The 19785-nt window shown below is 71.0% G+C and carries 12 protein-coding genes; 5 read left to right on the forward strand and 7 right to left on the reverse strand.

Features of this window, described 5'->3' with window-relative positions:
• Window positions 1-177: 177 nt before the first annotated feature.
• Together A3CE_RS55765 and A3CE_RS57095 are read left to right on the forward strand one after the other, a co-directional pair.
• The gene (locus A3CE_RS55765) at window positions 178-525 is read left to right on the forward strand and encodes a hypothetical protein (RefSeq protein WP_245589725.1); all 348 of its coding nucleotides are present in this window, start codon (window positions 178-180) and stop codon (window positions 523-525) included.
• A 149-nt stretch (window positions 526-674) separates the two neighbouring features.
• Window positions 675-1079 carry a hypothetical protein gene (locus A3CE_RS57095; RefSeq protein ID WP_125591405.1) on the forward strand — a complete coding sequence of 135 codons (405 nt, stop codon included), beginning with the start codon at window positions 675-677 and terminating at the stop codon, window positions 1077-1079.
• A 191-nt stretch (window positions 1080-1270) separates the two neighbouring features.
• Here the strand turns inward: A3CE_RS57095 and A3CE_RS52895 are convergent, their stop codons facing one another.
• The 4 genes from A3CE_RS52895 to A3CE_RS0146175 form a co-directional block, all read right to left on the reverse strand.
• Window positions 1271-2929, reverse strand: a complete 1659-nt coding sequence (locus A3CE_RS52895) for a M16 family metallopeptidase (protein ID WP_020646920.1) — start codon at window positions 2927-2929, stop codon at window positions 1271-1273.
• 3 nt (window positions 2930-2932) lie between these two features.
• Window positions 2933-3193, reverse strand: coding sequence for a hypothetical protein (locus A3CE_RS55770; RefSeq protein ID WP_125591408.1), 261 nt, complete (start codon window positions 3191-3193; stop codon window positions 2933-2935).
• Between the two features lie 791 nt (window positions 3194-3984).
• Window positions 3985-5478, reverse strand: a complete 1494-nt coding sequence (locus tag A3CE_RS0146170; protein ID WP_026469518.1) for a sialidase family protein — start codon at window positions 5476-5478, stop codon at window positions 3985-3987.
• A gap of 112 nt (window positions 5479-5590) precedes the next feature.
• Complete coding sequence (locus A3CE_RS0146175) at window positions 5591-6601, reverse strand: YeiH family protein (RefSeq protein ID WP_020646922.1); 1011 nt, start codon at window positions 6599-6601, stop codon at window positions 5591-5593.
• A 70-nt stretch (window positions 6602-6671) separates the two neighbouring features.
• On the opposite strand from A3CE_RS0146175, the gene A3CE_RS0146180 reads away from it, so the two are divergent.
• The gene (locus tag A3CE_RS0146180) at window positions 6672-7574 is read left to right on the forward strand and encodes a LysR family transcriptional regulator (RefSeq protein ID WP_020646923.1); all 903 of its coding nucleotides are present in this window, start codon (window positions 6672-6674) and stop codon (window positions 7572-7574) included.
• A gap of 59 nt (window positions 7575-7633) precedes the next feature.
• On the opposite strand, the gene A3CE_RS0146185 is transcribed toward A3CE_RS0146180, so the two are convergent.
• Window positions 7634-10462 carry a PQQ-dependent sugar dehydrogenase gene (locus A3CE_RS0146185; RefSeq protein WP_020646924.1) on the reverse strand — a complete coding sequence of 943 codons (2829 nt, stop codon included), beginning with the start codon at window positions 10460-10462 and terminating at the stop codon, window positions 7634-7636.
• Between the two features lie 163 nt (window positions 10463-10625).
• Here A3CE_RS0146185 and A3CE_RS0146190 point away from each other — a divergent pair, with 163 nt between their 5' ends.
• Window positions 10626-11441, forward strand: a complete 816-nt coding sequence (locus A3CE_RS0146190) for a PadR family transcriptional regulator (RefSeq protein WP_020646925.1) — start codon at window positions 10626-10628, stop codon at window positions 11439-11441.
• 111 nt (window positions 11442-11552) lie between these two features.
• Window positions 11553-12590, forward strand: a complete 1038-nt coding sequence (locus A3CE_RS0146195; protein WP_020646926.1) for a class I SAM-dependent methyltransferase — start codon at window positions 11553-11555, stop codon at window positions 12588-12590.
• 1 nt (window position 12591) lies between these two features.
• On the opposite strand, the gene A3CE_RS0146200 is transcribed toward A3CE_RS0146195, so the two are convergent.
• Complete coding sequence (locus tag A3CE_RS0146200) at window positions 12592-13911, reverse strand: M14 family zinc carboxypeptidase (RefSeq protein WP_026469519.1); 1320 nt, start codon at window positions 13909-13911, stop codon at window positions 12592-12594.
• Window positions 13912-14122: 211 nt separating this feature from the next.
• Window positions 14123-19639 carry an ATP-binding protein gene (locus A3CE_RS0146205; protein WP_020646928.1) on the reverse strand — a complete coding sequence of 1839 codons (5517 nt, stop codon included), beginning with the start codon at window positions 19637-19639 and terminating at the stop codon, window positions 14123-14125.
• Between the last annotated feature and the right edge of the window lie 146 nt (window positions 19640-19785).

The raw sequence follows: 19785 nt of genomic DNA on the forward strand, positions 1-19785 counted from the left end.
TAGGGCATTGACAGGTTGGAAGCCTGGTAAGCCACGTCACCGGTCTATTGCAACGACAGTTTCGCGGTAGCGAGCGACGGCGATGGCGGTGGGCCATGCGGCGGCGTCGGCGGTGTCGGGTGTCGCATGTGGCTCGCCGATGCAGTAGTTCTTGACTCCGCAATGTATGGGGGAATCGTGAGCGATGAAGGTGTCGATGAGGTGCAACTGGCCGAGATTGAGGAGATTGCGTTATCGGCCACGCCGGGCCCGTGGTACGTACGCTACTTCGATGACCAGGTGGCCATGAATCTGATCGCGGTAGGTACGAGAGCGGGAGACGCGGTTCAGAGGTTTCCGGAGTTTGACTCCTCCGGAGTTGTTGCCGCTACACTTGTTCAGCATCCAAGATATGTGGATATTTCAGACGGAAAATGGGAAGAAAACGCCCGGTTTATCGCCGAGTCTCGTCACGTGGTGCCTATGTTGGTGGCTGAGGTGAGGAGGTTGCGAGCACGCTTGGGTCAGCTTGGTGAAACGGAGTAGTCGCTAGGTCGCACGACTGTTGTGACGCGCTACGGCGTCGGCTGCGTCGCATGTGGCGACGTTCGCGAAGGCTTGAATGAGATGATCTTCGACAGTTTGCTGAAGATTCCTGCCGAGAACGTCATCTATCACGGAAGGAATCCCTTCTGATGTCAGTGCTCACCGAGTTTGGATCGGCAAATGAGCTGGAGGCACTGCTCCGTGCTGCGATGGTGGTGAAGTTCGAACAGTCAGGCGAGTCGGAGTTGCTGACGGGAAGTCCGGTCTTCGCCTCGGCGGTGGGGACTGTGCGGGAAAGTCTCATCGAGGAGTTGCGCACCATTGGATCAGCGGGTAACGCTCAGCGGCAGGCTGATTGGTACCGGCTATCCCAGCATCGTCATCTGTGGGCTGTCGTGGCAAGTCGCGCGGCTTCTCATCCGCGTTGGCGCGAACTCGACGAGGTCGGCCGTATTTCCTGGATCGAGACACTTGCTGCGCCTCTGACTGTTGATCGTCAAACCTTCTCGTCAATTCAGTCGATGGCCGAAGGTCCGACCACGTCGGATCATTGACGGATGTCGATGCCCAGCCTGGCAAAGTGCCGCCGGGCTGATGGCGTGTGCTTGCGGGCACGCGCAGGCGGAAGCTTTCCGGTCCATGGAAGATGATTTCGAACTTTGGGCGGGCCGGGCAACCGAAGATAGCCGTGGAGACCTTCGAGCGGCCCTAGTCTGCGACCGCGACTCCGGAATGTCCAGCGCGGTCACCGTCGCCGCACCGCCAGGAACGCGAACAACCCGGCGACCAGCCAGATGACCCCCGCCCCGATCCACCCCGCCGCGTCGGTGGCAGGGTCCATCGCCATACCCGCGGTGGCCAGCAGGGCGAACACGCCGACGATCGACGCCACCACAGTGAAGGCGATCGACCCGCCCTTCCGACCAGCCGCAGCCGGTGGCCGGGTGCTCGCGGCGGTGGCCGGGCGCGGGATCTCCTCCGGGCGGCGGGCGGGCTGCGGCAACGTCCGATGTGGACCCACCGCCGCGTCGATCGACGCCACCACCTCCGGTGCGAGACCCGCGAACAGCGTCGGCTCGACAGCGACCGTCCGGCCGTCGGTGCCGATCAGGCGCCGTCCGCCGTCGGGCCAGGCCAGCATGGCCGCGCAGTCCGCGAAACGGACCGTCGACGCGCCGTCCGGTGTCTGCACGCTGCAGCCGTCGGTCCCGGCGATCAGGTGGGTGTTCACCTCCTTGGAGGCGGGAAAGCGGGTCCCCTCGACGACGGCCGCCGAGTAGCGCGGCACCTCCGTGTAGCCCGCCCAGTCCGCCGAACGCCCGGCCGGCACCCGGAGCAGCACCGAACCGCAGGCCTCGACGGCGACCGCGTGGACGTCGGCGGCGCTGACCGACCGCAGCTCGGCGATCCGCTCCTCCGGCGTGCGAAGGGGCCGTCCGGACAGGAGCCGGGCCGCGTGGTGCGGGAGCAGCGCCACGTCCGCGTCGGCGCCGTACAACGCCGATTCGGCCTGGCCGCGCACCGCCTCGATGTCGCGGGGGTCGATGCGGCCTGCCTTGACCTTGGCCAGCACGTCGACGATGCCGCCGACCACGGCGTCCTGCTTGTCCGGCAGGGCGTCCGCCAGGCCCAGGATCTCGGCGAAACCCTCGCCGCGCCGCTGGTACGACGTCGTGGCCTGGTACGAGTAGCCGCCTTCCTGACGCAGGGCGCGGAACAGCTCCCGCTCGAGCACCTTGGCGAAGATCTGAGCGGCAGCTCCCTGACGCACCACGGCGCTGAACCGGACCTCGCCGCTGCCTTGCGCGAAGTACGTCGGGGTCCGGGGCAGCACCGCCGGGCGGGCCGGGATCGGATGCCGGGCACCCGGTGGCAGGGACAGCCGCAAGCCCGACGGTACCGTCTCACCGGCCACCCACAACGCCGCGTTCTCGCGCGTGAACCACGTGCGCGCCCAGTGCGCTACCTCCGCCGGCCGCAGACGCGGTACCCCCAGCTCCAGGTAGTCGACCAGGCCGTAACCCTGGGCGCCGTACCGGTGGCGGTACAGCGACCCGGCCCCGCCGCGGCCCGCCTCCTCGGTGCGCAGGATCGACTTCTCCGTCTCCAGCCGGTCCATCGGGAGGTTGCCGAGCGACGCGCACACGGCTTCGAGGAACGAGACCACTTCGGACTCCGAACCCTGCATCTCGAAGTACGTGTGGTCCGGCGCCGTCGCGCCGTTGAAGTGGTAGTCGCCGAGGCCGAACCGGTGCAGGGCCAGGTGTTCGACCAGGTGCGTGATGCCCGCGGTGGCCAGCGTCTCGTCCGCGCGGCCGACGCGGAAGATCAGGCCGGCGGTCAGCGGGCCCGCTCTCTTGGCCGCCACGGCGGGGATTCCGTCGACGTCGAAAGTGGAGGGCACGGTTCAGCCTTTCGCGAGGGCACGGGCGCGGCGCCGCTCGAGTTCGGCGACCGGATCGGGCAGGTAGGTCCACGGGATTTCACTGGCGCGCCCGTCGAGCGCGCGGAAGTGCGCGGCCGCGCGTGGCTCGTCGCCGATCAGGCTGAACGCCATGGCGAACACGCTGTGCCCGCTGACCCAGCCGAAGCGCGACCGGTACGCCGGGTGCAGCACCGAAGACGTCGCCGCGGCGGCGAGTTCCTCGTGGACCGAAGGCTGCCGCAAGTGCTTCACCCCGTCCTGGGCGCCCAGGTCCAGCCAACGTTCGAGGTGCAGGTCGGCGATCAGGACGCCCTGGGGGTCTCCGGGCCGCGCCGCGGCCGTGCACTCGCGGACGAACGCCTCCGCCGCTTCCCAGGAACCGCCCCATTTCGGGCACAGCTGCCCGAGCAGGTTGCTCTGCGCGGAAAGGAAGCCGGGGGTGGTGGACGGTCAGCCGATCGTAGCGGCGCCGCGTTTCGCTCTGGCCGAGCTCCAGGCCCCGCGAAGTGATGATCCGCAGCCACCAGGCCAGCTCGTTGGCGGGCTCACGCGCGGTGACGTCGATCAGGAGCCGCTCGGCGTGCCGCAGCTGCTCGTGCATCCCGGCGAACTGCGCACGGCTGACGTGGGCCGCGCGCGCCGAGGTCCGGATCGTCCATCCCCGTTGGACGAGGTGGGCGGCGAGCAGCACCCGGGCCAGGCTCGACCGGCGGTCCCGCTGGATCGCGTCCCGGAGCATCGGCTCGGCCGACGGCACGTCCATCGTGACCTTCATCCCGAAGCTGCGCTCGTCCGGGGCGGTGAACCGGGCGAAAAAGGCCGAAACGGTCGGCCAGTCGCCCGCTTGGGTGGCGTCGCGCAGCACACGCGCTTCGGGAAATGCGACAGCCGGGTCGAAAACCGGCGCCGGAGGCGCGGAAGCCATGAAGTTCCTCGGTCCGGAGGGAAAACAGACCCCGGACTCTACTTCGCGTTGTCGATCAAGGTTCGCGGTGGCCGGGACCCCCAGGACCCGGCCACCGCGGAGCGGAAACTCAGCTGCAGTGTTCGAACTCGCTGTCGTAAGCCGCGCCACCGGCCGCGCCGCCCCACTTGACGCACTTGTCCGCCGCCGCTGCCTTGACCGGGCCGGCGAAGTAGGAGAACGAACCCGAGTCGGTCTGCCGCGCCGACCCCTTGACCTCCAGGTAGGCCGAGGTCGCCGTGGCCGTCCCGGCCGACGAGTTCTTCATGGTGCTGACGCAGTTCTGGCCGTTGGACGCGTTGTACGACAGGTACACCGTGCCCGCCGCGCCGCCGGTGCCCAGCGGCGCCGAGTCGATGACGCTGTAGCCGCCACCGCACGCCGGGGCGCCGAGCGCGGCTTCGGTGACCGTGGCGAAGCGGATCGCGTCGTAGGGGTGCTCGGTGGGGCCCACCTCGAACAGCACCCCGGCCGACGACTGCGACAGCTGCACCATGTCCGAGTACGCCGCGCCCGACCCCCACACGAGCAGGCTGCCGGCGTTGCCGGTCCAGTTGGCGCCTTCGTCGAACGACGAGTGCACGCGCAACTCCTCGCGCTCGCCGCAAACGGACGGTGCGGCGAACAGGATCCGGTTGTACTTGCCGCCGGTGTCGGTGGCGCTCATCCGGGCCGTCGAACCCTCGACCGTCGGCGCGACGAGGTCGGTGGCGAAGTCGAACTTCGAGCTGAACGTGGCGCCGCCGTCCGAGCTGATCGCGAACGCGCGGTTGTGGGTGCCGTCTTCGAGGCACTTGTTGCCGTCGTTCGCCTGGTTGCGCGCGGCGGCGTAGATCCGGCCGTCCCGGAGTTCGGTGACGCTGATCTCCTGCGGGTTGATCGCACTGGTCGTCGGCTTGTCGGTCGCGCCGAGGTGCCAGGTGCTGCCCTGGTCGTCGCTGTAGACCAGCGCGCCGATGTTCGAGTAGCTCATCCCGGCGACGAGCCGGCCCTTGTGCGCGCCGCGCGTCAGCACGATCCCGTGGGACGGCCCGGTGGCCAGCCAGCCCGGCGCGGTCGGGAAGCCGAGTTCGGTGGTCAGCGTCTTCGGCGCGCCCCACGTCTTCCCGTTGTCCTCGCTGATGGACACGCGCGGGATCCGGCCGCAGTCGGGATTGGTGTAGCACTGCATGGTCGACAGCAGCACGATCCGGTTGCTGCCCGGGATGACGATCGGCGCGGGGTTGCCCTTTGTGTCGCCGAACGCGGTGATGACGGTGTTCAGCGCGCCCCACGTCTTGCCATCGTCGGTGGAACGCTTCATCACGAGATCGATCTTGCCCAGGTCGGCGCAGGCGTGGGCGCCGCTGTTGCGGCCTTCGGCGAAGGCGAGCAGGTCGCCGTTGTTCGCCTTGACGATGGTGGGGATGCGGTAACAGTCATGTCCTTCGGTGTTCTTGTTGAACACCAGCGTGCTGGATACGTCGGCGTGTGCCGCCGCGGCGCCGATGGCCGCCGGGACGGCGACGGCGGCGCACCCCAGCAGCCCGGCCAGCAGGCCTTGGGCGAGTCGGGTGATCTTCACGGTGGGAACTCCCTACGGATTTGTCAACGTCTCGGCAGCAGCGTCGACTCAACCCGTACAAGACCCGTACAACCTCGCGTATAACGAACTACACCTGACCGGCAGGGAAAATTCAGGTGAACGCGGCCAGGGTGCCGTACCCGGTCGCCAGCACCAGCAGCGTGGAGAGGAACCCCAGGAGCAGTGCGCGACCACCACCGCGCACCAGTGTGCCGAGCCGGACGGCGCAGCCGAGGCCGAACAGCGCGCCGGCGAGCAGGAGCGTCGACGCGGTCTTCGCGACGTCGAGCACGAACGCAGGGACGAGCCCGGTGGCGCGGACGGCGACCATCGCGAGGAAGCCGAGGACGAACAGCGGCACGAGCGGCGCCTGTTCGTTGCGGCGGTCGCGGCGGTCGCGGCGGTCGCGGCGGTTGCGGCGCGTGCGTTCGGCGGCGCCGACCAGCGCGACCACCGGCGCGAGCAGGACGACTCGGCTCAGTTTCACCACGATGGCGATCCCGACCGCGGCGGCGCCCGCCGGCCCGGCCGCCGCGACGACCTGGGCGACCTCGTGCACCGAGATCCCCGCCCAGCTGCCGGTCTTGGTGGCGTCCAGGCCGAGGGCGTGGGCGAGCAGGGGGAGCGTGGCCAGGGCGAAGCTGCCGTAACAGGTGACGAGGGCGACGGCGGTCGCGACGTCTTCGTCCTCGCGGTCGATCACGCCCTCCATCGCGGCGATGGCCGACGCGCCGCAGATCGAGAACCCGGTGGCGACCAGCAGGGCGAGCCCGCGCGGCACCCGGACCAGCCGGGCGAGGCCGAGCGTGCCGAGGAAGGTGACCGCGACCGTCAGCACGACGGCGGCGAGCGTGCCGGGACCCAGCGCGAGCACCGCCGGGAGCGCGAGCTGGAGCCCGAGCAGGACGACGCCCGCGCGCAGCAGGCGTTTCGTGACGCGGGCGACCGCTCGCCGCTGTTCGTCACCGAGCAGCGGCGTGCTGCCGGCGACGACGCCGAGCACGACCGCGACGGTGAGCGCGCCCGCCACCGGCCACGCCGAGCTCAGCCCGTACGCCGCGGCGACGCCGAGCCCGGTGATCGCGAGGCCGGGGAGGAGGGGTTTCGCCGTCGTCAGTGCCACGCCTCCAGCGTCGCCGCCGGCGGGCGCTTGCGGTAGCCGCCGGTTGCGAGGGAGGTCATAGACTGAAGCTATGACCGGACCCGACCTGGATTCGCTGCGCCTGCTGGTGCTCGTCGACGACCTCGGCAGCATCGGCCAGGCCGCCGGGGTGCTCGGCATCGCCCAGCCGTCGGCGAGCAAACGGCTGTCCACTTTGGAGCGTCAGCTGGGACTGTCCCTGGTGGACCGGACCCGGCGCGGCTCGGCGCTGACCCCGGACGGCCGGGTGATCGCCGGCTGGGCGCACCGGGTACTGGCCGAAGTGGACGGACTGCGCACCGGCGCCGAGGCCCTGCGCACCCAGCGTGGCGCCCGGCTGCGGGTCGCGGCGAGCATGACGCTCGCCGAGCACTTCGTGCCCGCCTGGATCGGCGAGGTCAAGCGGACCGGGCCGGACACCGACGTCGGCCTGGAGGTGGTGAACTCCGAGCAGGTCGCGGCCCTGGTCTCGGGCGGCTGCGTGGACCTCGGTTTCGTCGAGTCGCCGGGACCGTGGCCGGGCCTGGCCACCCGCCGCGTCGCGGTGGACCGGCTCGTGGTCGTGGTCCCGGCCGGGCACGCGTGGGCGCGGCGCCGTCGCCCGCTCACCGCGGCGGAGCTGGCCGCGACGCCGCTGGTGGTGCGGGAGCCGGGCTCGGGGACCCGTGAGACGGTCGAAGCGGCCCTGCGCCGGGCCGGGGCGGGACCGGTGAAACCGTTGCTGGAGCTGGGTTCCGCCTCGTCGGTGCGCAACGCGGTGATCGCGGGTGCCGGGCCCGCGGTGATCAGCGACCTCGACGTGGTGCGCGAGGTGGCGGGCCGCCGCCTGGTCCCGGTGGCGGTGGACGGTGTGGACCTCGGACGGGTGCTGCGGGCGGTGTGGCCGGCCGGGCGGCGGCTGGCCGGCCCGGCCGCCGAATTGCTGACCTTGGCGGTGAAGTCCGGGCAGGGGTAGTCGCGCGGATGCGGCCCGCCACCGGAGCCCGGCGACGGGCCGCGTCCTTTCGGCCGCGCTCACCAGGGGCGGTCGACCGCCCCGCTCGCGAGGGTGTACGTGATGTAGCCGCCCTGGAAGTCGCTGCGATACACCCCGTTCACCACGTACTCGTCCGTCCTCGGGTAGCGCAGGTACGAGCGCTCCCACCCGAGGGCCGCCCACCGCTTGCGGATCTCGCCCTTCACCGCGTGCGCGCCCGTGGCCACCGTGTAGTAGATCGAGTGGCCGAGGCTGAAGTGGTTGTAGCGGCCGGCGCCGTCGGGCGTGCCCGATTCGTCGGTCGTCGGGTAGCCCAACCCCCGCTCGTAGTCGAGGGCGGCCCACTTCTTGCGGATCTCACCGTAGATCGCGTGCGCGCCGGTGGCGTTCGTGTAGTAGATCGAGCCGACGTTGGTGCCCTTGAGGAAGTGGTTGTAGCGGCCGACGCCGTCCGGCGTGCCCGCCTCGTCGGACGTCGGGTAGCCGAGACCGCGCTCGTAGCCGAGGGCGGCCCACTTCTTGCGGATCTCACCGTAGATCGCGTGCGCGCCCGTCGCGGCCGTGTAGTAGATCGAACCGACGTTGCCGTTGTTGACGAAGTGGTTGTACTGCGCCACGCCGTCCGGGGTCGTCGTGGTGTCGTTCGTCGGCGGCCCGAGGACACTGTGCCCGCCGAAGGCGACGTACTTCGTCAGCACCGGACCGGTGACGTACCTGGTGCCGCCGACGGCGCTCCAGTAGAGCCGTCCGTTGGTGTAGGTGCGGTAGTGGACCGGGCCGTCGGTGACCTCGGCCGCCGTCGGCGTCCCGAGCTTCGTCCGCAACGCCGCGTCGGCGTCGTAACGCTGGTCGATCGGGGTCGCGTAGTTCGCCGTCAGCGTCAGGTCGCTCGTGCCGACGGTGACGATCCACGTCGTCGCCGCCGGTCCGCCCTGCCAGCCGGTGAACTTCGAGACGCCGTCGGTGCCGAGCGGCGCCGCCTCGACGTCGAAGCTGGCGCCCTCGGTCACCAGTGCCGTGCTGACGCCGCCCTCGACCGGGATGCTCAGCGCGGCGGGCTGCGTGCCGAGGAGGGTGATCCGGTGCTGGCGCGGCCAGGCCGTGAACGTCTTGGCCGTCGTGACGCCCGCGCTGTCGGTCACCGTCGCGGTGAAGTCCATCCGGGAGTCCGGGTGCTCCGTGAACGGCAGCGAGAAGCTCGTCCCCGTGCCGCCGATGCCCGGGTGCGAGTGGCACGTCGCCTCACTCGGGCAGTGCCGGACCGCGGACGTCCACGTGACCGGCAGGGAGCCGTCCTCGGCGTCCGTCGTGGTGGCGCCGAGGGTGACCTGCTGGTTCACCGCGAACGTCGCCGGGTTGACCGGGGTGGTCAGGGTCATCTGCGGGGTGTGGTTGCCGGGGGCGACCGCGATGGTGGTCGTGCCGGTGGCGCCCAGCGGGTCCCGGACGGTCAGCGTCGCCGTGAACGTCTCGGTGCCCGCCGCGTAGGTGTGGTTCACCTGGGGACCGGCGTTGGTGGTGACCTGCCCGTCCCCGAAGTCCCAGTCGTAGGTCAGCACGTCGTTGTCGTAGTCGACGGACGTGGAGCCGTCGAAGGAAACCGTGCGGGTGGCCGGGTCGGTGGTGGACGAGGCGTTCGCCACCGGGGCCGTGTTGCCGGCCGAATAGCTCAGCCGGCGCAGCTTCCCGGAGAGGATGTCGGCGTAGACGATGTCGCCGTTGGCCGCGGCCGCGAACTTCACCGGGCCGCCGATGTCGGTGAACGGCGGCGGGTTCTGCGGAGCCTGGGTGAGCTTGCCCTGGTCGTCGTACTTCACCGTCCAGATCTTGTGCGCCACGTAGTCGCCGAAGAAGTAGGTTCCGCGGTACGCGGCCGGGTAGCTGGATCCGTTGTAGACGATGCCACCCGTGACGCTGTTGCCCTGCATGGCGCCGCTGCCGTGCGGGTACTCGAAGATCGGCGGCTGGTTCGCCACCCCGGCGCAGCCGGCGAGCCCGCTGTAGCCCGATGTCGGGTGGGTGCCTTCCCAGCACGGCCAGCCCTGGTTGCTCCCGCGCTGGACGACGTCGACCTCTTCCCAGGCGGTCCAGCCGACGTCACCGGCGACCGGCAGGCCGAGGTTCGGGTCGATGCTGAACCGGAACGGGTTGCGGAACCCGCGCGCGAACACCTTGCTCGCGGTCGAGCCGGGGTTGGCCGCGTCGTAGTACGGGTTGGACGGCACGCCCTTGCCGTCGGCGGTCAGGTGGAAGATCTTGCCGTAGGGCTGGTTGACGTCCTGCGAGCGCAGCGAACCCGGGTCCACCTTGGTGAAGTCGCCGTTGTCACCGATGGACAGCCACAGCGTCCCGTCCGCGGCGGCGATGACGGTGTCGATGCCGTGCACGTCGTGCAAGCCCGGCACCTCGAACAGCGACTGCTCGCCGGTCAGGCCGACCGGCGCGCCCGCCGCGTCCACGGTCACCGTGAACCGCGACAACCGCATGACGAATCCGCCGGAGATGTCGATCGACCGCGTCAGGTAGATGGTGTGCGACGTTGCGTAGTCGGGGGCGATGGCGACCCCGACCAGGCCGAGGTCGCCGGCGGAGCGGGTCGGCGGCGTCGCGATCGTCTTGCCCGCCCCGGTCTCCGGGAGCCAGCGGACCCGGCCGTCCTTGGCGGTGGCGAGGAGGGAACCACCGGGCAAGTAGGCGAAGTCGGTCAGCTGGTACTGGCCGAGACCCGCGTCCGTCTCCCGCAGCACGAACCCCGGCGGAAGTGTCGCCGCCGCGCTCACGCCGGTGGGCACGGCGGGCAGCAGGGCCCCTGCCAGCACGGTCACCACGAAGGCGTGGCGGACGGCTCGAAGCTTTCCGAAGGTCATATCGGTCCCCTTCCAGGTGAGTCAGCTGTCGCCCGAACGGGGCACTCAGTTGCACCTGAGCGCAGAAATTGTCTGTTTCGTGACCGAGGGGCGCGCCTTGCACTCGATCGACCGCCGATATATCGTGCGAATGTCGGCGATACGACAAGTCTGGGAGGCAGACATGGTGATGAGCGCGGGAGCGGGACGGGCGTTCGGCGGTTTCGGGGGCGGCCTGTTCGGCGGACACGGCGGTTTCGGCCGCCCGGACCACGGTCCCGGCGACCACCCCCACGGGCCGCACGGCCACGGACCTCACGAGCACGGGATCCCGGGCCACGAGGAGTGGGACGGCGGCCCCGAGCTGGCGCGCGGGGGCCCGCCGGGCGGCTTCCCACCGCATCAGCCCCACCCGCCGCAACCGCCGGGTTTCCCCGGGTTCCCGGGTGGGCCGGGCTCGTTCGGCGGGCCCGGCGGCTGGGGTGGCGGCGGCGCGTGGCAGCGGGTGCGGGAGTTCCGCGGCGGTGGCGGCCGCCCGCCGGCCCGGCCGGTGCGCCCGGCCGTGCTGGCACTGCTGGCCGAGGAGCCGAGGCACGGCTACCAGCTGATGCAGGAGATCCGGCGGCGGACCCGCGACCGGTGGCGGCCCAGTCCCGGCTCGGTCTACCCGATCCTGCAGCAGCTGGAGGACGAGGGCCTGGTCCACACGGTCGAGGCGGCCGGCCGCCGGGTCGCCGAGCTGACCGAGGCCGGCCGGGAGCACGTCGCCGGGCGTGAGGCCGAGTTCGCCGCGCTGTGGGAGGAGCCCGAGGAGGAGCCGGGCGCCGACCGGTTCGCCGCGCTGTGGCACGCGCTCGGGGAGCTGTCCGGCGCGGCGGCGCAGGTCGGCTACACCGGCACCGAGGCGCAGGTGGCGGAGGTGAAGAAGATCCTCGCCGACGCGCGCCGCCGCGTCTACGCGGTCCTGGCCGACGCCGCCCTCGAGGACGAGGACGCCTGACGAGCCGGGGTGGTTCGTGAAGGCCACCTTGAGGAACTTCAAGTTCCTCAAGGTGGCCTTCACGAACTTGGGCCCGGGACGTAGCGACCCCGGCCGGTAAGGTCGGACCGCATGGAGGAGAAGGACTTCGCCGCGCACCTGACCGCGACCATGACCGGCAGCGCGCTCACCATGCTGATCGGGGTCGGCCACCGCACCGGGCTCTTCGCGGCCGCCGCACGGGGCCCCGCCACCGGCGCCGGGCTCGCCGAGCGTGCCGGGCTCCAGGAGCGTTACGTCCGCGAATGGCTCGGCGCCATGGTCACCGGCGGGATCTTCACCTACGACGGCCGTGAGTACACCTTCCCGCCCGAGCACGCGAAGTTCCTGCTCGGCGAGACGGCGTCGAACCTGATGCCGTCGCTGCTGACGCTGTCCGCGTTCACCGGCATCCTGCCCGGCCTGGAACGCGCGTTCGCCGAAGGCGGCGGCGTCCCGAGGTCGGCGTACGGGCCCTACCTGGAGACCCTCGGCGCGAAGACCGGCGACAGCTGGAAGCACGTCTACCGCGAGCACCTGGTGGACGGCTTCTTCGGCGCGGTCCCCGGCCTGAAGGAGCGGCTGACCGCCGGGGCCCGGGTGCTCGACCTCGGCTGCGGCACCGGGAACGCGATCGCGGTCGCCGCCCGCGCGTTCCCCGCGTCACGATTCACCGGCCTCGACATCAACCCGGGCGTCGTCGAACAAGCGAAGGAGACGGCGAACGGGCTGCCGAACGCCGGCTTCGCCGTCGGGGACGCCGCCGGGCTGACCGCCGATCCGCCGTACGACGTCATCACCGCGTTCGACGCCATCCACGATCAGGACCGCCCGGACGTCGTGCTGCGCCGGGTCCGCGGCGCGCTGGCTCCCGACGGCCTGTTCTTCATGGTCGACACGAACTTCTCCAGCCACGTGGAGAAGAACATCGGGAACCCGCTGGCGGCGCTGACCTATTCGATCAGCCTGATGTACTGCACGACGACGTCGCTGGCCGAGGGCGGTGCCGCGCTGGGAGCCGTGTGGGGCACCGAAAAGGCGTCGGAAATGCTCGCGGACGCGGGGTTCCGGCACGTCGACGTGCTCGGGTCCCCGCGTCCGCAGAACTGCATCTACGCCTGCCGCCCGTGAATCACTGCTGGTACGGCGCCGCCGCGGCCTTCGCGGCGGTGACCAGCGCGCCCTTGTTCTTCGGCCAGAACGTGCTGTCGACGCAGGTGTACTTCGGCAGGAAGCCGCCACAGGTGCCGCTCGAGCCACCGACCTCGAACGTCACGCTCGCGACGCCGAGCTCACCGTAGGTGAAGTCGTCGGTGGTGCCGCTCGTGTCGTAGCCGACGGTCTCTTCGTTGGTGCCGACGAGGTAGCCGTTCGACGCGGAGTACTTCGCGCCGAGCTTGCGGTACTGCGCGTCGTTCGGCGAGGTCGACTGCGTGAAGCCCCACGGGATGATGATGTCGTTTCCGTAGCTGTGCAGCGTGATCATCGTGCCCTTGGCGGTCGACGGCGCCGGGTCGTTGTTCCCCGTGCCGCGCTGGTCCGGGAAGATCGCGCGAGCCAGCTTCTCCAGCGCCTGGACCTCGGGCTCGGAGCCGGCGCTCACGCCCTGGTAGGTCTCGGAACAGGCGGCGTTGGAGTCGCCGCCCCACTTGAACGTGGAGTTGCGGTTGAGGTCGACGCCGATGTTCGTGCCGGAGCAGCCACCGCGCGAGTTGTTGGCGTTCTTGCGCTGCAGCTTCGGCGAGTTCCCGCCGGAGGCGACGATGTCGACGCCGTCGGGATTGGCGATCGGCACCACCCACACCTCGATAGTGTCCAAAATGGACTTCGCGGTGGCGTCGGTGGCGTAGCCGTCGGCGAGGTAGTCGATCCAGCGCCAGGCGAGCTCACCGGTCGACAGCTCGCGCGCGTGGATCTGGGACATCAGGAAGAACTTCGGCTTCGGCGACGTCGTCGACAGCGTGCAGTCGCCGGCCTGCTTCTTCGTCAGGCAGATGGCCTGGATGTCGTGCCCGCCCTGGCCCTTCGTCTTCTTCCACGACTGGCCGATCGTGTACTTCGTGGCCAGGTCGGGGTGTGCCGAAGCGACCTGCGCGAGGTGGTTCTCCTGCGCGGTGACCGTCCGGTACCCGCCGTAGAAGGTGTCGGCCGCCAGGCTGTTCGTCCGGGCGGGGAGTTCCTTGTAGACGGTGTCGAAGTACGACGGCCGATAGCCGAGCGCCCGCAGTTTCGCGGCGACGGCTTGCCCGCCGACGACGTTGACGGTGCCGGCGTCACCCTCTTCGACGTCGAAGCCGGCCGCGGTCAGCGCCTGCGCCTGGGCGGCGGTGGCCGGGACGCGCCAGAACACCGGCGAGTCCGCCGCCTGCGCGGTGGCGGTACCGCCGAGCAGGGTGGTGAGCAGGACACCGGTCGCCGCAAGGGCAAGCCGGGACAAGGACCTTGACGCCATCGGGGGATCTCCTCACGCCGCGCGGATGGACGCCCGGCGGGGACCACGAGCCCACGGTCACCGTACCGGCACGCACAGTGTGTCGGCCCGGGACAAACCCGCCATACCCCCGAAAGTCGCGAAACCGCCGACGCGCACGGCGGCACTTTCCCGTGAAAGTGCCGCCTCGGGCCGCTGAGTCCGGCACTTTCACGGGAAGTGCCGGATCGGGCTAGTGCTTCAGGCCGTGTTCGATGGCTTCGATGATCCGCGGCCGCAGCTCGGCGGCGCTGATGATCGCGTCGACGGACCCGACCTCGACCGCGCGCTGGATGCTGTGCACCCGGTCGAACTCCGCCGCCACCTCGCTCACCTTCTCCGCGCGGACCGCCGACTGGACCTCCGCCAGCTGGGCGTTCAACGTCGCACGGGACGCGCCGCCCGCCGCCGCGATCCGGGCCTGCAGTTCCGTCACTCGCGGGTCGTTCGCCGTGCGGTTGTTCACCTCGCCCGAGAACACCACCGCCGCCGCCGGGGCGCCGCCCAGCACCGAGGCGAACGAGCCCTCCAGGGCCAGCACCGTCATGTTCGGGTTGAGTGCCTTGGAGAACACCACGAACGCGCCGCCGTGGTAGCGCGAAATCACGCAGAACACGATCGGGCCCTCGAAGTTGACGATCGCCCGGCCGATCTCCGCGCCGTACTCCAGCTGGAGCTTCCGCAGCGACTCCGGCGAGCCGTCGAAGCCGGACAGGTTCGCCAGCACGACCAGCGGCCGGTTGCCCGACGCCGCGTTGATCGCCCGTGCCGTCTTCTTCGACGAGCGCGGGAACAGCGTGCCCGCGGTGTAGGTGTCCGGGCCGTCGGTGGGCGGGAAACCGCGGCGGGGCACCGAACGCGACTCGATGCCGACCAGGCAGACCGAGTGGCCGCCGATGTGCACGTCCTGCACCGCCGCCGTGTCCGCGTCGGCCATGCCCGCCCAGCGCTCCAGCACCGGGTGGTCCTGGTCCGACAGCGCGCGCATCACCGTGCGGATGTCGAACGGCTTCTTGCGGTCCGGGTTGTGCTCGGCCGAGAAGATCTGGCCCACGGTCGTGAAGTCACTGCCGACGATCGCGTGCGGGTACGGCGAAACGTCGCGGTCGACCGGGTCGTTCGTGCCCACCTTGCGCGGCCCGGACTCGCCCGGCACGACGTAGGTGTGGTCGTAGTACGACATCAGCACCGCACGCGCGGCCGTCAGGTTCGGCGCCCAGTACTGCGCCTGGCCGTTCGGGCCCATGACGCGGTCGTAGCCGCCGATGCCGTAGTTGTCCTCGGCCGACACGCCACCCGAGAAATCGAGGGCCTGCTTGCCGGTGAGCACCATCGCCGAGTCCGGCGTCATCACCAGGATTCCCTTGGTGTGCATGAGCATCGTGGCTTCGGCGTTCCAGTACGGCTGGGCGCCGACGTTGATCCCGTTGACCACGATGTTGATCTCGCCGCCGTCCTGGGTGAACGTGACGATCCGCTTGAGCGCGGCGGCGACCCAGTCCATGTTCTCGGTGCCCGAGGACATCGAGATCCGCGCCCCCGACGACAGCGCGAACCACTCCAGCGGCACCTGCATCCGCTCGGCCAGGTCGAGCGCCGCGATGACCCGCGAGCACTCCGGCTCCGACAGCGCGCCCAGCGACTTCGTCGGGTCGCCGAGCAGGACGACCCGGGTGACGCCTTCGGGGTGCAGCTCGGTCGGCGTCGTGACGACGCCCGCCACGATCGCCGCGGTGTTCTTGCCCTTGGGCCGGTCCACCGGGACCAGGGCACCGCCGCCCGAGGCACTCTTCCCCGCCGAGGGCGCATCGGACCCGGTGTCCAGGTCGTACTCGGCGAACGTGCCCGCCGGCCCGGCGAGCAGGCCGGTCAGCTCGTACGGGTAGACGTTGCCGCGCCGGGCCGCGCGCAGCACCTTCAGGCGGTACTCGTCCAGCGGCTTGACCGGCTCGGTCGACGGCGGCTCGACGTGCAGCTTCGCGCCGTGCCCGGGGTCGAAGGCGATCCGGACGGCGAGCTCGGCCAGCTTCCCCGCGTCGGTGCGGCGGCGGGCCAGGAACTGGACCTCCTCCAGCCCGGCACCCACCGACGTCGGCAGGATGCGCTGGACCAGCGCGTTCAGCTCCTCGGTGGTCAGCTCGGTCGGCGGCCAGACGTACATCATGATCCGGTTGGTGTCGAACCGCTTGTTCTGCGGCCGCTGCGCCTGGATGTTCCGGATCGCGTCGAGGCAGGCGGTGACCGCGTCCTCGAGGGCGGGCAGGGCGACCAGCCTGCCGTCGGCCTCGCGCAGCGGGGTCAGGTCGCGGACCTGGCCCATCGCGATCAGCCGCTCGTCGGCCGGGTTGGTCTTCGCGACCGCCTTGAACAGGTAGATCTCCTCGTCGGCCGAGGGCAGCCGGGTGAGGTCGAACTCGCGCAGCCGCTGCAGCTGCAGGCGCTGGGCGATCTGCGGGTGCAGGCCGCGGATCAGCCGGTCTTCCGTGAAGCCGGTGGAGCCACTGTCGTCGCGCTCGAACGTGAAGTGGTGGTGCATCACGGCGCCGCCAGTGCCGGCCACGGTGAACACGACGCGGCGCACGCTCGACGGCACCGGGTGCTCGGCCAGGAGCGCGCCGAGCCGGTCCGCGGTCGCGCCGGCCTCCGGCTGGTCCTCCCAGCGCAGGTACAGGTCGGCGACGACGCCCTCGGTGGCCACCTCGCCGAGCGCGCGCAGCGCGTCGGGCAGGGTGGTGATGTCGACGGCGGTCGTGACCAGCGGCAGCGCGCCGTCGCCGGTGTTCAGCTCGGCGGTCAGCCACCGGGAGCCGCCGGCGTCGCGCACGGCGACCCCGGACAGCCGGCGGTTGCCGTAGTAACGGCGGGTCAGCACTTCCAGCAGCGGCGCGTGGTCGCGCCCCGGCCGCCCGATCCGCTGCCCGACCAGCCGCACCAGGGGCTGCGAGCCGGTGATCATGGCCTGGATCCGCTCGGCGCGGTCCGGCGCGTCCGGGTGCTGGTCGAGGTACCGCAGCTCGGTGCGGACCGAGGCGTAGACCTCGGCCCGGTGACGGCGCAGCAGCGGCTGGGCGAACCAGCGGAACACCACGCCCCGGGCCAGGTCGGAGACCGCGGGGAAGCGCACCTGCGTGGCCGCGACCAGGTGCTCCAGGACGAGCCCGGCGCGCTCGCTCAGCGACTCCGCCGGCGCCGCCCCGGCCAGCCACTGCCGCAGCAGCTCCGAGACGACCGCGACGTCGGCCGCCATCCGCTGCTGCGCCAGGAAGATCCGGAAGACCGCGGCCTCCAGCTCGGGCGTCCGCTCCAGGTCGGGGACGCCGTAGTGCGCGAGGACCCGCTTCAGCTTCGCCTGGAAGCCTTCGCTGACGCCGGCGCGCTCGACGTCGAGGCTCTGCAGGTAGCTGTGGAAGAACTCGCGCGGGCTGTGCACCGGGCTGCCCGGCTCGGTGAACTCGCCGCCGGGGGTGTTGCGGCTCAGCTCGGACAGGTCGGCGAAGACGGTGAGCAGGTCGAGCTCGCCTTCGACCGGGCGGTTGCCCAGCTCGGCGCGTGCCTCGAGGTAGGCCGCGACGAGCCGCTTGCGCTCGGCCGGGTCGACGTCGAAGCCGAGCAGCAGGCTCCCCAGGTCCTGGAGGCCGCGTTCGACGCGCTCGGCCGCGGACACGCCGTCCGGCACGCCGGGCAGGTCGATCTCGACGGCTTCGATTTCCTCGGCGGCCGCTTCCCCGGCGTCGTCGGCCAGGGGTTCCAGGCGCATCAGCGGCGCGCCGGTCTCGACCTGGCTGCCGACGGACACCGGGCATTCGCGGACCCGGGCGCGGAACGGCGCGCGCAGCACCGTCTCCATCTTCATGCTCTCCAGCACGAGGATCGGCGCGTTGGCCTCGACCTCGTCGCCGACGGCCAGGGGGGTCGCGACGACCAGCGCGGGCGCGGGGGAGCGGACGACGCCGCCCTCGTCGCGGCTGATGCGGTGGGTGACGCCGTCGACCTCGACGAGGTGGATCGGGCCGTGCGTGGCCGACACCAGGCGGAAGCGCTCCCCGTTGACGAGGATCTGGCCGCTGTGGGCGTCGAACCGGTCGATGCGGACGTCGGCGTGCTGCACGTCCGAGCTGCCCGCCGAGACGCCGACGCGGAACCGCGTCAGGCCGGCGCGGGCCACGCTGACGCGGTAGCCGGTGCCGCGGAGCTTGAGGTCGAGCGGGCGGCCGGTCTCGTGCTGGACCTGCGGGCGCCCGCCGTGGGCAGTGGACAGCAGCCGCTGGACCGAGACCTCTTCCTCGTCCTGGTAGGCCTCGATGGCGGCCGCGGCCAGGGCGATCGCGGAGTGCCGGTGGGTGACCAGGCGGCCCTCGGCGCGGACGCGGTCGATCCAGCCGGTGTCGGCGCTGGCGTCGATCACCTCGGGCTGGTCGAGCAGGTCGAGCACGAAGCTCTTGTTGGTCGCGCCACCTTCGATGATCACGGTGGTCTCGGCCATCGCGCGGCGCAGCCGGCCGAGGGCCTCGTCGCGGTCACGGCCGTAGGCGATGATCTTGGCGATCATCGAGTCGAAGTCGGCCGGGATCGTGTCACCCTCGCTGACGCCGGTGTCGACGCGGATGCCGGGGCCGGCGGGCAGCGCCAGCCGGGCGATGCGGCCGGGGGAGGGGGCGAAGTCGCGGTCGGGGTCTTCGGCGTTGAGCCGCGCTTCGACGGCGTGACCGCTCTCGGCGGGCTGGTCGCCTTCGAGCTTCCCACCGCCGGCGACGTGCAGCTGCAGCTTGACCAGGTCGGTACCGGTGGTGATCTCGGTGATCGGGTGCTCGACCTGCAGGCGGGTGTTGACCTCGAGGAAGGCGAACAGCTTCTCGCCCGGGTGGTACAGGAACTCGACGGTGCACGCGCCGCGGTAGCCGACGGCCACCGCGAGCCGCTCGGCCGACGTCTTGAGCTCGGCCGTCTGCGCCGGCGAGAGGACCGGCGACGACGACTCTTCGATGATCTTCTGGTTGCGCCGCTGCACCGAGCAGTCGCGGACGCCGAGCGCCCACGCCGTCGCGCCGTCGGAGATCACCTGGACCTCGACGTGCCGGGCACCGGTGACCAGCCGCTCGAGGAACACGATTCCGGAGCCGAAGGCGCGCAGGGCTTCCTGGCTGGTGCGCTCGTAGGCGTCGGCCAGCTCGTCGGCCGAGGACACCTTGCGGATGCCGCGCCCGCCGCCGCCCGCGGTCGCCTTGAGCATCAGCGGGTAGCCGATCTCGCTCCCGGCGCGCAGGGCGTCTTCGAGGGTGGCGACCTCACCGCGGCTCCACGGCGCGACCGGCACGCCGACCTCTTCGGCGATCAGCTTCGCGCCGATCTTGTCGCCGAGCTTGCGCATCGCGTCGGCACTCGGCCCGACGAAGGTGACACCGACCTTCTCGCACAGTTCGGCGAAGGCCGGGTCCTCGGCGACGAAGCCCCAGCCGACCCACGCGGCGTCGGCCTTCGTCTCGACGAGGGCTCGCTCGAGCTTGGCGAGGTCGAGGTAGGGGCGCGCCGAGGCGGGGCCGAGGTCGTAGGCCAGGTCGGCCTCACGGACGAACGTGGCGGTGCGGTCGGCGTCGGTGTAGAGGGCGACCGTCTCGATCCGCGTCCCGGTTTCCGCCGACAGGTCCCGGACGGCGTGGATCAGCCGCATCGCGGCCTCTCCGCGGTTGACGATGGCGACACGACTGAACACCGGCTGAGCCTCCCAAGTACGCATGCGCAGAAGGCGACGTACCTGTCCTGGAACGTCGCCCGCACCTGTCTACACCTTGCTCGATTACCCGGGGGTAGACCAATGTCCGCCATGGCGCATGCCGGGGCGGCTGAGTTGTAGGAACC

Origin of the sequence: Amycolatopsis balhimycina FH 1894 (assembly GCF_000384295.1) — a bacterium.
Classification (GTDB): domain Bacteria; phylum Actinomycetota; class Actinomycetes; order Mycobacteriales; family Pseudonocardiaceae; genus Amycolatopsis; species Amycolatopsis balhimycina.